The 14123-nt window shown below is 67.8% G+C and carries 13 protein-coding genes; 8 read left to right on the top strand and 5 right to left on the bottom strand.

The window, feature by feature from the left end; all coding sequences use genetic code 11:
* Positions 1 to 37 precede the first annotated feature (37 nt).
* The gene (locus FHW94_RS21965; protein ID WP_168557982.1) at positions 38 to 475 is read left to right on the top strand and encodes a biopolymer transporter ExbD; all 438 of its coding nucleotides are present in this window, start codon (positions 38 to 40) and stop codon (positions 473 to 475) included.
* A gap of 191 nt (positions 476 to 666) precedes the next feature.
* Here the strand turns inward: FHW94_RS21965 and FHW94_RS21970 are convergent, their stop codons facing one another.
* The 4 genes from FHW94_RS21970 to panC are packed head-to-tail and all read right to left on the bottom strand — an operon-like array spanning position 667 to position 3851.
* Positions 667 to 1008: an arsenate reductase family protein gene (locus FHW94_RS21970; protein ID WP_168557983.1), complete on the bottom strand. Its 342-nt coding sequence runs from the start codon at positions 1006 to 1008 to the stop codon at positions 667 to 669.
* A gap of 24 nt (positions 1009 to 1032) precedes the next feature.
* Positions 1033 to 1542 (bottom strand): (2Fe-2S)-binding protein, encoded by a 510-nt coding sequence (locus tag FHW94_RS21975; RefSeq protein WP_168557984.1) that lies wholly within the window; start codon positions 1540 to 1542, stop codon positions 1033 to 1035.
* Between the two features lie 46 nt (positions 1543 to 1588).
* Entirely contained in the window at positions 1589 to 2986 is a 1398-nt protein-coding gene (gene dacB, locus FHW94_RS21980; RefSeq protein ID WP_349237586.1) for a D-alanyl-D-alanine carboxypeptidase/D-alanyl-D-alanine-endopeptidase, read from the bottom strand.
* 10 nt (positions 2987 to 2996) lie between these two features.
* Positions 2997 to 3851, bottom strand: coding sequence for a pantoate--beta-alanine ligase (gene panC, locus FHW94_RS21985; RefSeq protein ID WP_168557985.1), 855 nt, complete (start codon positions 3849 to 3851; stop codon positions 2997 to 2999).
* 118 nt (positions 3852 to 3969) lie between these two features.
* On the opposite strand from panC, the gene FHW94_RS21990 reads away from it, so the two are divergent.
* The 7 genes from FHW94_RS21990 to FHW94_RS22020 all read left to right on the top strand — a co-directional run bounded on the left by FHW94_RS21990 (position 3970) and on the right by FHW94_RS22020 (position 13046).
* Positions 3970 to 4812, top strand: a complete 843-nt coding sequence (locus FHW94_RS21990) for a division plane positioning ATPase MipZ (protein WP_168557986.1) — start codon at positions 3970 to 3972, stop codon at positions 4810 to 4812.
* The gene (locus FHW94_RS21995) at positions 4809 to 5093 is read left to right on the top strand and encodes a DnaJ domain-containing protein (protein WP_168557987.1); all 285 of its coding nucleotides are present in this window, start codon (positions 4809 to 4811) and stop codon (positions 5091 to 5093) included. The genes FHW94_RS21990 and FHW94_RS21995 overlap by 4 nt, the downstream gene beginning before the upstream one ends.
* 30 nt (positions 5094 to 5123) lie before the next feature.
* Positions 5124 to 6527 carry a phosphoglucomutase/phosphomannomutase PgmG gene (locus FHW94_RS22000; RefSeq protein WP_168557988.1) on the top strand — a complete coding sequence of 468 codons (1404 nt, stop codon included), beginning with the start codon at positions 5124 to 5126 and terminating at the stop codon, positions 6525 to 6527.
* A gap of 34 nt (positions 6528 to 6561) precedes the next feature.
* A complete protein-coding gene (locus FHW94_RS22005; RefSeq protein ID WP_168557989.1) occupies positions 6562 to 6723 on the top strand; it encodes a hypothetical protein in 162 nt (53 codons plus the stop codon).
* An 83-nt stretch (positions 6724 to 6806) separates the two neighbouring features.
* Complete coding sequence (locus FHW94_RS22010; protein WP_168557990.1) at positions 6807 to 8513, top strand: Hsp70 family protein; 1707 nt, start codon at positions 6807 to 6809, stop codon at positions 8511 to 8513.
* A gap of 10 nt (positions 8514 to 8523) precedes the next feature.
* Positions 8524 to 10572: a hypothetical protein gene (locus tag FHW94_RS22015; RefSeq protein WP_168557991.1), complete on the top strand. Its 2049-nt coding sequence runs from the start codon at positions 8524 to 8526 to the stop codon at positions 10570 to 10572.
* Between the two features lie 44 nt (positions 10573 to 10616).
* Entirely contained in the window at positions 10617 to 13046 is a 2430-nt protein-coding gene (locus FHW94_RS22020) for a ligase-associated DNA damage response DEXH box helicase (RefSeq protein WP_168557992.1), read from the top strand.
* A 190-nt stretch (positions 13047 to 13236) separates the two neighbouring features.
* Here the strand turns inward: FHW94_RS22020 and sucD are convergent, their stop codons facing one another.
* Positions 13237 to 14121: a succinate--CoA ligase subunit alpha gene (sucD, locus tag FHW94_RS22025; protein ID WP_022675716.1), complete on the bottom strand. Its 885-nt coding sequence runs from the start codon at positions 14119 to 14121 to the stop codon at positions 13237 to 13239.
* Positions 14122 to 14123: the final 2 nt, after the last annotated feature.

The following is a 14123-nucleotide window of genomic DNA, read 5'->3' on the forward strand; positions in this document are numbered from 1 at the left end:
CTTTCCGGGCGCGCACGGCGAACAGGAGTAACACACCATGGCAATGAGCGGCGGCAAGGACGATGGCGCGCCGATGATGGAAATGAACACGACGCCGTTGATCGACGTCATGCTCGTGCTCCTCATCATGTTCATCATCACCATCCCCGTGGCCACGCACTCGGTCAACGTGAACCTGCCGCAGGCGACCCCGCCTACGAACACGCCTCACATTGACCCGGTGAAGAACAAGCTGATCCTGACGCAGGATGGTCAGATCCTCTGGAATGGCTCGACCATTACCGAAGGCAACCTGATCTCGCTGCTCCAGGCGACCAAGGCGATGAATCCGGAACCGGAACTGCAGTTCCAGCCGGACGCCTATGCCAGCTATGAAACGGCCAACCGGCTGCTGAAGGACATCACCGAATCCAAGGTGACCAAGTTCGGCTTCGTCGGGAACGAAAACTTCGCCACCTTCGGGAAGGCGCAGTAAGGCGTTCGGGCCCGTTTCTTCCGGTTGCCACACCGGAAAACCCGATCAAGGGGCGGAGTGATCCGCCCCTTTTTCTTTGTCTGTGCGCAGCATGATCGGGAGAAACAAGGCGGGGCCACGGATCAACGCCGCGGCCCCGCTTTGTGTTCAGGCGATCCAGCCCCGGCACATCGACCGGCGGCACGCCGCCGTCACAGGATTTCGAAGACCTTTTCCTTGGGCCGGCACAGTCGCACGCCCTTGGGCGTTTCCACCAGCGGGCGCTCGATCAGCTTGGGCTCGGCCGCCATGGCAGCCAGCACGGTGGCGTCGTCCGCTTGGGGAAGCCCGCGCGCCTCGGCATCGGTGCCGCGCAGCCGCAGCCCTTGTTGCGGGGTGAGGCCGGCATCGCGATAGAGCTGCGCCAGCTTTTCAGCCCTGGGCGCCGTCTTGAGGTATTCGATCACAGTCACTTCGGCACCGGCTTCCTGCAACAGGGCCAGCGTGTTGCGCGAGGTACCGCAGGCGGGATTGTGCCAGATCGTGGCGTGCATCGAAATCTCCTGATGAGAGTGGGATCAGAATCCACCGGTCGTGGCGGTGCGCGGCGCGGGCAAGCGCACCGGCGCTTCCTGGCCGCGCAGGATACGTCCGGCGCGCTGCACCGCGCGCACCAGCCGGGGCTGCACCCCACACCGGCACACGTGGGGCAGGGCAGCGGCGATGTCGGCCTCGGTCGGATCGGCGTTGTGGGCAAGCAGCGCTGCCGCCGCCATGACCAGGCCGGGTGTGCAGAACCCACACTGGATCGCCTGCTCGGCGGCAAAGGCCTGCTGCACGGGGTGGTTGCGATCGGGCGACAGGCCCTCGATCGTGGTCACGCTGCGCCCTTCGGCTTCGCCCAGCGACAGGGTGCAGCTGGGCATCGCCTGGCCATCGACCATCACCGTGCAGGCGCCGCATTCGCCGGTGCCGCAGCCATACTTGGTACCGGTCAGATTGGCGGCATCGCGTAGGGCCCATAACAGCGGCGTGTCAGCAGGGAGTCGAATGTCGAGCGGCTGGGCGTTGAGCGTGAGGCTGGCCATGGCCGGTGTATAGAGCAGCGCAGCCCAGGCTCAATGCCCGCCTGCCCTATAGCCCGGCCAGCGCCAGCAGCAGCGTGTCGACCACGGCAGTGGCGCTGGTGCCTTCGGGCAGATCGCCCACCAGCACCGCAAAGGCGAGGGTGTGGCCATCGGCCGTGGGCAGGACGCCGGCCAAGGCCTGGGTGCCCAGCAATGTGCCGGTCTTGGCGCGCAGCTTGCCTTCCAACGCCGTGCCGCGCAGGCGGTTTTTCAAAGTCCCGCTCTGTCCCGCCACTGGGAAGCCGCCAATCCAGGTGCCGCCCCAGGGCTGTGCCTGGCCCCAGCGCAGCAGCGTGACCAGCGCCCTTGGCGTGACCCGGTTGTAGGTGGACATGCCCGAACCGTCATAGAGGCTGACGCTGCCGGGCATCAGGCCGACCGGGGCCAGCGCCGCCGTGCGCGCCGCGATGCCGTCTGCCACGGTGCCACTTGGCGCCAGGCGGCGCAGCAGCAGTTCGGCGTGGAGGTTCTGGCTGTTGCGCAAGGTCAGCGCCACCTCGTCTGCCAACGGCGGCGGGACAAGGCGCGCGAGCGGGGTTGGTTTGGGCGACGCAGCACCCAGGCGATGGCGTGCGAGCGCCGGGCCACGCACGGCCACGCCGCGCGCCACCAGCATGGCGCGCAGCACCGCGGCCGCGCGCGCAGCGGGATCGGCCACGGCGAGGGGCACGCGCAGATTGCTGCCCGCCGGCATCGTGCCACCCAGTTGCCAGTTATCCGATCCGGGCAGCGTGCTGCGCGCAACGGCGACCGGGCCGGCGCGGACGCTCATCACCGTGCCGCTGACGGCAAGGCCGACCGGCGCCTCGATCTTTGCGGGCGTGCCTTCCGCCCCCGCGATGACGGTTGCCAGCGCGATATTGTCATCCAGCGTGAGTGCAGAAACGGCCGTGCCCGATGGCGTCGCCATGTTGTCCCAGCTCATGCCCGAGGGCCAGCGCTCGTCGGCCATGGCGCTGTCATCGCCGATCACCTGCCCCACCCGGCGGGTGCGTGCCGCGATCGCATCGGCGAGGGTGGCCAGGCAATCCACCGTGCAATCCGGTGCGGCAGACAGGCGCGCATCGCCATGGCCGCGCAGCACCACATCGGGCCGGTTGCCGGCGCCTTCCAGGCTCACGCTGGCGCCGCCGGTGGTATCGGGCTGGTCGGTGGCGGGCAGGGTTGCCAGTGCGGCAGCGGTGGTGAACAGCTTGGTGGTGGAGGCTGGCACCATCCGGGCATCGGCATTGCGCTGCGCCACCACGGCGCCGGTTTCGTCCACCACCATCAGGCCGATGCGTGCCCCGGCGGGAAGGGGGGCAAGGATCGCATCGAGCGCCGGCTCTGCCATGCCCCGGCCCTGCGCCACAGGCGCCGCGACAAGCAGCGCAAGGGCCAGGCCAAGGCGCGCTGCGATTGTCACGCAGCACGCATCAGTTCGCGGGCCAGTTGTCGATCAGCCGCGCCTTGCCCAGGTGCGCTGCAACCAGCACGCGCGCGGGGCGGTCTCCCAGCGCGTCGAGCGGATCGAGTGTTTCAGCATCGCGCAAGTCGGCATAGTCCACCCGCGCAAAGCCGCCACGCAGCAGGGCCGTGCGCAAGTCCTCCAGTGCGGCATCGGCGTCGGCGCCGGCGTGCAACGCGGCAATCGCCGCCTCGATGGCGCGTGGCAGGGCGACCGCGTTGGCCCGTTCGTGCGCGGTCAGGTACTGGTTGCGGCTGCTTAGCGCCAGGCCATCGGCCTCGCGCACGGTGGGCACGCCGATGATCGCGTCGGCGCGGGGAAACGCCAGGTCCAGATCGCGGGCCATGCGGCGGATGATCGCCAACTGCTGCCAGTCCTTTTCCCCGAACAGCGCGAAATCGGGCTGAACTTGGTTGAACAGCTTGCACACCACCGTGGCCACGCCATCGAAGTGGCCGGGCCGCGCCGCGCCGCACAGCGGTTCGTCCAGCCCTGCCACCGAAACCGTGGTGGCAAAGCCGCGCGGGTACATCACCTCGGGGCTGGGTGCCCAGAGGATGTCGACCCCTTCGGCGGCGAGCAGCGCGGCATCGCTTTCCAGCCGGCGGGGATAGGCGTCGAAGTCTTCGCCCGGCCCGAACTGGCGCGGATTGACGAAGATCGACACTGCCACGGCATCGGCCAGATCGCGGGCGCGGCGCACCAGCGTGAGGTGCCCTTCGTGCAGGGCGCCCATCGTGGGCACCAGGGCCAGGGTTTTTTCCCCGATTTTGGATGAAGCTACGGCCGCGCGCAGGTCTTCCAGGCGATAGATGGTTTGCACGCCGGGTGCCTCTCCTTTAAGCCGTGGCAACAACCGGCCGCGCGGCGGGGTTTCCCCTAGCCGCGCCGTGCCCGGTCTTCAAGCGTTCGGTTAACCGCCCAGATCGAGAGAGAGCCGCGTGTCGACAGGTCCCCATCGCATCGTTTTCGCCAACGAAAAGGGCGGCACCGGCAAATCGACCACCGCCGTGCACGTCGCCGTGGCGCTCGCTTACCAGGGCGGGCGCGTGGCGGCGATCGACCTGGACAACCGCCAGGCCACGTTGCACCGCTATCTGCAGAACCGCGACGAAACCGCCCGGCGCCGCCAGATCCCGCTGCCCAATGCCACCCACGTGGTGTTCAACGAAACCACGCCCGAAGCGCTCGACGCGCTTGTCGCCGATCTTTCGCAAGACCATGATTTCCTGATCTTCGATACGCCGGGCCGCGACGATCCGCTGGCGCGCCACGTGGCGACCGGCGCCGATACGCTGGTCACCCCGCTGAACGACAGCTTCGTCGATTTCGATCTGATCGGCCAGGTGGACGCCGAAACCTTCCGCGTGCGGCGCCTGTCGTTCTATGCCGAGCTGATCTGGGAAGCGCGCAAGAAGCGCGCCATGGCCACGATCCAGCAGGCCCGGCGCGAGATGGACTGGGTGGTGGTGCGCAACCGCACCCAGCACGTGGAAGCGCGCAACCAGAAGCGTATCGACCAGGCGCTCAACGAACTGTCCAAGCGCGTCGGCTTTCGCATTTCCAACGGCCTGTCGGAACGCGTGATCTATCGCGAACTGTTCCCCAGCGGCCTCACGCTGCTGGACAAGGGGCATCTGGGCGAACTGGGCACCAGCCATCTGGTCGCGCGCCAGGAGTTGCGTACGCTGGTGGCCGGGCTCAACCTGCCGCTGCCTTCGCAGCGCGCGGCCAATGGCGGCCGGGAAAACGGGCAATCCACCCCGATGGTGGACGTGGCGTGACCAAGCTGCTGGTTCTGGCCGCACTGGTGTGCCTGGCGGTCAAGCTGCTGACGCAACGCTGGCCGTGGGAACTGGGCCAGCCGCAGGCGCGTTCCTTGGCAGAATCCCGGGCGCGCAATCTCCTGGGCGTGGAGCCGAATGCCAAGCGCGAACAGATCATCGAGGCGCACCGCCGCCTGCTGGCCATGGTCCATCCCGATCGCGGTGGCAGCAGCGAAGCCGTGCATGAAGCCAATGCCGCGCGCGACCTGCTGCTGGCCCGGCTGGTGGAGCGGCGCTGATACCCTGGGCCGTGGTGTAGGGGCCGCCTGATGACCCACCGGTTCGATCCCACGATCCTGCGCGAATACGACGTGCGTGGCGTGTTCGGGCAAAGCCTGGGTGCCGATGATGCGCGCGCGATCGGGCGCACATTTGGCACGCTGGTGGTGCGCGATGGCGGCGGCGCGGTCGTCGTGGGCATGGATGGGCGGGTCAGTTCGCCGATCCTGGAACATGCCTTGGTCGAAGGCCTGGTGGCGAGCGGGGCCGATGTGCTGCGCATCGGCATGGGGCCAACCCCGATGCTCTATTTTGCGGCCATCACCCTGCCCGGCGTGGCGGGAGGCATCCAGGTGACGGGCAGCCACAATCCTCCCACCCACAATGGCTTCAAGCTGGTGCGTGATGGCCAGCCGTTCTTCGGCGCGGCGATCCAGGCGCTCGGCGATCAGGCTGCCGCCGGCGATTGGACCAGCGGCACGGGCGCCGTGCGCCAGGTTGCGGTGATGGATGCCTATGTCGATCGCCTGCTCAAGGGGCTTGATGGCATCGACCGGGAAAGCCTTGCTGGCCTGGCCATGGCGTGGGACGCGGGCAATGGTGCGGCGGGGCCGGTGCTGGAGCGATTGGTGGCCCGGTTGCCTGGGCGGCACGATGTGCTGTTTGCCCAGGTGGATGGCACTTTTCCCAACCATCATCCCGATCCCACGGTGGAGGAAAACCTGGCCGACCTGCGCACGGCGGTGGCGCGCGGCGGGCTCGATTTCGGGGTGGCTTTCGATGGTGACGCCGATCGCATCGGCGTGGTCGATGGGCAAGGCCGGGTCATCTGGGCCGATCAGTTGCTGATGATCCTGGCGCAGGATCTGCTGGCCCGCCATCCCGGCGCGCTGGTGCTGGGCGATATCAAGACCGGTCGGGCGCTGTTTGAGTCCGTGCGCGCGCTGGGCGGGCGGGCGGAGATGTGGAAATCGGGCCATTCGCACATGAAGGCCCGCCTGCGTGAAAGCGGCGCGTTGCTGGCCGGCGAAATGAGTGGGCACGTGTTCCTGGCCGACGATTGGTACGGTTTTGACGATGGCATCTATGCCGCGATCCGCCTCATCGCCGCCGCTGCGCGGCTTGGCCGCTCCGTCAGCGATCTGCGCAGTGCCATGCCCGAAACCGTGGCCACGCCCGAACTGCGCTTTGCCGTGGACGAGGCGCGCAAGTTTGCCGCGATGGACGAGGTGAAAGCCCGGCTTGAGGCCCAAGGCGCCGATATGGTGGCGATCGACGGCGTGCGTGTGACCGCGCCCGATGGCTGGTGGCTGCTGCGCGCCTCGCACACCCAGGCTGCGCTGGTGGCGCGGGCCGAAAGCGAGACCGAGGCCGGCCTGGCCCGGCTGATGCAGCAGGTTGATGCGCAACTGGCGCTGTCGGGCCTGGCGCGCGGGCCGCAGGCGGGGCATTGATTGTCCGCGAAGCTGCACAACCAAGGCGCTACCGATGCACGACTTCATTGGCGACCTTATGCAGGACGCGCTTGGCGATCTTGCGTGCGAGAGCGGCAAGGCGGTTCATCGCCGTTGGGGCAGGACCGGTTGCCTGCTGGCCACCTTGGCGATTTTGCTGGTGGTGGGTGGCGGGCTGTGGCTGCTGACGCGATGACTGCACGTGAACGGACATGGAAGCATCTTGCAATGGGCACTGTCGCCCGGCCATGATGGCCCCATGGGAGCGAGCACGACGGCATGATCATCGGAATTGACCTGGGCACCACCAATTCGGCGGTGGCGCTGTGGGATGGCGACGCGGCGCAGCTTGTGCCCAATGCACTGGGGCAGATGCTGACGCCCTCGGCCGTGTCGGTTCTGCCCGATGGCACCACGCTGGTCGGCCAGGCCGCGCTGGAGCGCATGGCGGCCAAGGACGGCGCTACCCAGGTCAGCTTCAAGCGGTTTATGGGCACCGATCGCAAGCTGAAGCTGGCGCGGCAGACCTTCACCGCCGAAGAGCTTTCGGCGCTGGTGCTGGCCAGCTTGCGCGATGATGTGGCGGCGCAGACCGGCACTGTGCCGACCGAAGCGGTGATCACCGTGCCGGCCTATTTCAACGACAAGCAGCGCAAGGCCACGCGCCGGGCCGGCGAACTGGCAGGTCTTTCGGTGCGCCGCCTGATCAACGAGCCGACGGCAGCCGCCCTGGCTTTCGGCCTCGCCAGCCGCGGGGAGCACGAGCCGTTCCTGGTGTTCGACCTGGGTGGCGGCACGTTCGACGTGTCGATCGTGGAAATGTTTGCCGGCATCGTGGAAGTGCGCGCCTCGGCCGGGGACAACCGCCTGGGCGGCGACGATTTCAACGAGGCGCTGGCCCAGGCCGTCCGCACGCGGCTTGATCCCGAAGGGCTGCTCGACAAGGCGCATCCCGAGCACGCCCGCGCCCTGTTGCTCCAGGCGGCCGAGCGCACCCGCCGCGCGCTGAGCGACAAGGGCGAGGCGGAATTTGCCCTGACCGTTGACGGGGTGCGCCTGGCCACGGCGGTCACGGCGGCCGAGTTGGAAGCGGCGGCGGAACCTCTGCTGCGCCGGCTGCGCGATCCTGTCGTGCGGGCGCTGCGCGACAGCCAGATCGACACGGCCAGCCTTTCCGAGGTGGTGCTGGTGGGCGGCGCCACGCGCATGCCGGTGGTGCGCAAGGCAATCACCCGCCTGTTCGGGCGCTTCCCCAATTCCACCGTCCATCCCGATCATGCCGTGGCGCTGGGCGCGGCGATCCAGGGCGGGTTGATCGCGCGCGATGGCGGGCTGGAAGAAGTGCGCATCACCGATGTGTGCCCGTTCACCCTTGGCGTGGACCGCAGCGAGCGCGATGGGCGCGGCAACGTGATGTCGGGCCTGTTCACCCCGATCATCGAGCGCAACACGCCGGTGCCGGTCAGCCGCGTGCACTATTTCCAGACCATGGCCGACAACCAGCGCCGCGTGGAATTCGGCATCTTCCAGGGCGAGGCGCGCGAGGTTTCGGGCAACGTGAAGCTGGGGGCGCTGGAAATTCCGGTGCCGCCGCGGCCAGCGGGCGAAGTGCAGGTGGATGTGCGCTTCAGCTATGATTCCTCGGGGCTTCTGGAAGTGGACGTGACCATTCCAGCGACGGGCGAAAGCCGCAATGTGGTGCTGGCCGACGAGGAAGACCGCAAGGACGAGGCAGAGCTCGATCGCCGCCGCCGCGCGCTGGCCGCGCTGAAAGTCCACCCGCGCGAAGAGGCTGCCAACCAGGCACTCCTGGCGCGGGCCGAGCGCCTGTGGGAAGACCATCTGGGCGAGGTGCGCGAGGCGATCGGGCACTGGATCCTGGCGTTCCAGGGCGCGCTGGAAACCCAGGATCACCGTGTGATCGCGCAGGCCAGCGCCGATCTGGCGATGCGGCTCGATAGCCTGGACGCCGAGATGCCCCTATGAGTGCTGACCTGTGAGTGGTGCCTTGCGCGCCGCCTGGCGCCGGCTGGGGATTGATCCCACCGCCGACCAGGGGGCAATCCGCCGCGCCTATGCCGATGCCTTGCGCGCGATGGACGTGGACGCCGATGTGGCAGGCTTTTCCGCCTTGCGCGAGGCCCGCGATGCCGTGCTCGCCTGGGCGCGCCAGCAGCCCGCCGATGCGCCGATCGCGGAGGTCTTGCCGGAGCAGGGGGCGGCGGAAGCGGACGCGTTCGTGCCTGGCACCTGGCCCCATGCCGCCCCCCGGCTCGATGGCCTGGCGGGCGATGGCCTGGTGCAGGCCGGAACGGACGATCGCCACGATGCGCTGGTGCCGCCGCTGCCGCTTGCGCCCGCCAGCGGCCCGTCCGATCCCCAGTTCGCGCTGCGGCAGCCCACGCTGGGCGTGGTCGAATGGTTTGCCTCCGATGTCGATCCGGTGCGGCTGGCGCGGCCTGAACAGCCGCGGGCCGATCACGCGCTCCATGCCCTGCTGCTGGAAGGGCCGGGCACCGAATTCGGCCTGAGCGAGGACGAACGCGCCGACGCGCAGGCGCATGTGGCAGCGTTGATCGCGCAGGCCGATGCTGGCGGGGTGGACCTGTGGGGCCGCACAGAGGAATGGCTGGCCGAAACCCTGGCGCGCGGCTGGCCGCGTTCGGCACCCTTGCTCGATAGCGCAGCGCAGGCCTTCGGCTGGGCGGACCGCCCTGCCACGACTGGCGATTCGCCTGCCGTCGCGTTCCTCATCCCGCGCCTGAACGAACGCCCGCTGCTGCGCACGGCCCGGCCGGTCGAGGACGCGCTGCTTGCGCTCTTGATACCCGACGACGGGGGCGATGAACCGCTTGATGACGCAGATGAGGCAGCGGCAAGGCGGGCTCTCGAAGCCGTGCTGGACGAAGCGCGCGATGCCCGAATCGAGCGATCGGAAGAAATCGAGACATGGCTGGCCGACCTGTTGGTGCAGTCCTGGCCGCGCTCAGCGCCGCTGCTCGAACCTGCGGCGCAGGGATTCAACTGGGAAAGCGAGCGCGGCCATCTGAACGAGCGGCCGCAGATCGCCTATCTCAACGCCCGCCTGCGCGGATTGCGCTTCGTGAAAAAGGTACAGGAGAAGAAACACCCGCTGCACCGCGCGTGGCAGGAACTGACGCGGCAGGGCAGCCGCAAGGGCCTGTTCGTGCCAAAGTCCCAGGTGCGCCAGTTGATCGACGGCGTGCGCACCAATTTTCCCGAGCTGGAGCAGCATTTCAATCCGATGCTGGTGGCCGCGTGGGAGCGTGCGAACCGTTCCGGCAAAGGCCTCAATTTCGGCTGGATCGCGATTGTCGTGATCGGGCTGATCCGCCTGGCGATCGCGATCAGCGATTATCATGGCGCGCCGCCCGGCCAGGCGCCCGCAGCCTATGAAACCACCGCGAGTTTCGATCCGGTCAGCGATTTCGTCCTGGGGAGCACCATCAGCACATTGTTTGGGCCGGGTATGTCCTACACCGATCTCAAGCAGCGCAGCCCCAATTTCGCCCAAACGCTCTACGCCAACCGGCAAACGACCGATGATCCCTTTGCCCTGGATCGCAAAGGGCAGACTGTGCTCAATCTGCGCTTCCTGTTGGCCCACTACCGTGCGGTGCCGCCCCGGCTGGATGATTTGGCCCGCTGGCGACTGGACATGATGCAGACGGCGCTGGCCGACGGGCCGGATACCTGCCTCTCCGTGGCAGGCGGTGGTGATTTGCCGCAAGGCGCCGAACTGGCCAAGGCGGCCCTTGCGCGACAGCAGAAGCTGGCGCGGGCAATGCTGGAGGCAGGCGAACTCGATGCGCCGCAGCCCGCGCCAGGCGACAGGAGCTATGCGATCCCCGGCCCGATGGTCGATCGCGTGATCGCCCTTACCGGCCTGCCCGAAGCACGCGTGCGCGCCGCTTTTCACAACAAGGGTACATCTGCCGACCAGTGCATCGTGCGCATGGCGCTGATCAAGGCGGCGTTGGCGTGGAAGGGGGCAGACCGGGTGCCGATCCTGCAGGGTACCTGAAAGGCCCTCTCGCGCTGGCGGCATCTGCTTCCTATCTAACCCTAATGGCCACGATCCCGCCCGAAATCGAATACTGGTTTGCCGGGCGGGGCTGGCGGGTGCGGCGGCACCAGGCCGAAATGCTCGATGCCGCCGATGCCGGGCAGCATGCGCTGCTGGTGGCCGATACCGGCGCGGGCAAGACGCTGGCCGGGTTCCTGCCCACGCTGGCGGCGTTCTGCCCTTCGCGCCTTGGCCGGGAGGCGGCGCCCGACGGGCTGCACACGCTCTATATCTCGCCCTTGAAAGCACTGGCGCACGATGTGCAGCGCAACCTGCTCGCGCCGATTGCCGAAATGGGCCTGAACCTGCGGGTGGAAACGCGCAGCGGCGATACGCCATCCGATCGCAAGGCGCGGCAGCGCGCGCGCCCGCCGCACGTGCTGCTGACCACGCCTGAATCGCTGTCGCTGCTGCTCAGCTATCCCGAGGCTTGTGAAATTTTCAGCGGGCTGAAGCGGGTGGTGATCGACGAGATTCACGCCTTTGCGACCGGTAAGCGCGGGGACTTGCTGGCCCTTGCCCTGTCGCGCCTGCAAGCCATCAGCCCCGATCTGCAACGCGCCGCCCTGTCGGCCACCGTGGCTGAGCCCGAGGGGTTTCGGGCGTGGCTGGCCCTGTGGGGCGAGATCGACGGCGTTGCGCTGGTGGAGGGGGAGGAAGGCGCCCCGCCCGAAGTGCAAATCCTGTTGCCACGAGAAGAGCGCGTGCCCTGGGGCGGGCATGCCGCCGCCTGGGCCGTGCCCCAGCTGATCGAGATGATTCGCGCCAATCGCGTCACCCTGGTGTTCACCAACACGCGCTTCCTGGCCGAATATATCTTTCAACTGCTGTGGGATGCCAACGAGGGCAACCTGCCGATCGGCATTCACCATGGCTCGCTTTCGGCCGAGGCGCGACGCAAGGTGGAAGGCGCCATGGCGCGCGGGGAACTGCGCGCGCTGGTCTGCACCGCCAGCCTCGATCTGGGCGTGGATTGGGGCGACATCGACCTGGTGGTGCAGATGGGGGCACCCAAGGGTTCGTCGCGTCTGTTGCAGCGCATCGGCCGTGCCAACCACCGGCTCGACCAGGCGAGCCGCGCCGTGCTGGTGCCGGGCAACCGCTTCGAATACCTGGAAGCCATGGCCGCGCGCGATGCGGTGCACGAAGGCCAGCGCGATGGCGAGGATTTCCGCCCCGGTGGCTTGGACGTGCTGGCCCAACATGTCATGGGCTGCGCCTGCGCTGGCCCGTTCGAGGAAGCGGCACTGCTGCGCGAAGTGCGCTCGGCACTGGCCTATGCGTGGGTGGACGAAGCCGCCTTTGCCCGCGTGCTCGATTTCGTGGCCACCGGGGGCTATTCCCTGCGCGCCTATGATCGCTTTGCCCGCATCGTGCGCGATCGCAATGGCACCTGGCGCCTGACTCACCCGGAGCAAGCCGCGCGGCACCGGCTGAACGCGGGGATCATCGTCGATTCCGAAATGCTGGAAGTGCGCTTTCGCAACGGCCGCTCGCTTGGCAAAGTGGAAGAGCATTTCGGCGCGCAACTGAGCCCGGGCGACACGTTCCGCTTTGCCGGGCTGGACCTGGAAGTGGAAGGCGTGCGCGATCTGGAATTGGTGGTGCGCGCCGCGAAAAAGGCCGGGCAGATCCCCAGCTATGGCGGGGCGCGCATGCCGCTGACCACGCACCTTTCCACCCGCGTGCAGGCGATGCTGGCCAATCGCGGCACCTGGGCGCGTTTCCCCGATGATGTGCGCGAATGGCTGGAAATGCAGGATTGGCGCAGCCGCCTGCCGGCGCCGGGCGAACTGCTGGTCGAAAGCTTTCCCCACCATGGCCGCGCCTACAGCGTGTTCTATACGTTCGAGGGGTGGAACGCGAACCAGTCGCTGGGGATGCTGATCACCCGGCGGATGGAGGAACGCGGGCTGGGTCCGCTGGGGTTTGTCGCCAACGACTATGCCCTGGCGGTGTGGAGCCTGCGCCCGATCCGCGATCCTGCGCCTTTGCTGTCGCCCGATATCCTCACCGATGAATTCGTCGAATGGGTGCAGAACTCGCACTTGTTGCGGCGGGCTTTCCGCGAAGTGGCGGTGATTTCCGGCCTGGTGGAGCGCCAGCATCCGGGCAAGCGCAAGAGCGGCAAGCAGGTCACATTCTCGACCGACCTGATCTATGACGTGCTGCGCAAGTACGAGCCCGACCATGTCCTGATCGAAGCCGCCTGGGCCGATGCCCGCGCGCGGATGACCGACGTGGGCCGCCTGGCCGACCTGCTCGACCGATCGGCGGCTGAACTGGTCCATGTGGAGCTGGAGCGCGTAACCCCGCTGGCCGTGCCGGTGCTGGTGATGATCGGGCGCGAGAGCCTGCCGGCAGGGGCGGCGGATGATGAGCTGGTGCTGGAGGCGGAAAGCCTGGGCGGGCTGGCGATGCGGGCGGATTAGCGGCCTTGGGTTTGGCCGACAGGGGCTTCGACAGGCTCGGCCTGAACGGAATTCCACGATTGTCTTCCAGCTCCCGTTCGCCCTCAGCCTGTGGAAGGGCGGCCAGCGCAACACGAGCGGCAAGCGCCGCACCCACAAAAAAGGCCGGAAGGTTTCCCCTCCGGCCCCTTTGCTAACCGTGATTGGCGGATCAGCCCTTGAGCACTTCGGCCAGGGTTTCGCCCAGCAGGCTCGGCGAGGGCGAGACGCGGATGCCCGCGGCTTCCATCGCGGCGATCTTGCTTTCCGCATCGCCCTTGCCGCCCGAGACGATCGCCCCGGCGTGGCCCATGCGGCGGCCCGGAGGAGCCGAGCGACCGGCGATGAAGCCGGCCATCGGCTTCTTGCGGCCACGCTTGGCTTCGTCGATCAGGAACTGTGCGGCCTGTTCTTCCGCGTCGCCGCCGATTTCACCGATCATGATGATCGACTTGGTTTCTTCGTCGGCCAGGAACAGTTCCAGCACGTCGATGAAGTTGGTGCCGTTGACCGGGTCGCCGCCGATGCCGACAGCAGTGGTCTGCCCGAGGCCGATGTTCGAGGTCTGGAACACGGCTTCATAGGTGAGCGTGCCGGAGCGCGAGACCACGCCGACCGAGCCCTTCTTGAAGATCGAACCGGGCATGATGCCGATCTTGCATTCGTTGGGCGTGAGCACGCCGGGGCAGTTCGGGCCGATCAGGCGCGACTTGCTGCCAGCCAGGGCACGCTTCACGCGCACCATGTCGAGCACCGGGATGCCTTCGGTGATCGCCACGATCAGTTCCATTTCCGCGTCGATCGCTTCCAGGATCGAATCGGCGGCGAATGGCGGCGGCACGTAGATGCACGAAGCGGTCGCGCCGGTGGCATGCTTGGCTTCGGCCACGGTGTTGAAGTTGGGCAGCCCGATGTGGGTGGTGCCGCCCTTGCCGGGCGTCACGCCGCCGACCATCTGCGTGCCATAGGCCAGGGCCTGTTCCGTGTGGAACGTGCCGGTGGCACCGGTCATGCCCTGGGTGATGACCTTGGTGTTCTTGTTGACCAGAATGCTCATGG

This window comes from Novosphingobium sp. SG720 (assembly GCF_012275365.1).
Lineage (GTDB): Bacteria > Pseudomonadota > Alphaproteobacteria > Sphingomonadales > Sphingomonadaceae > Novosphingobium > Novosphingobium rhizosphaerae.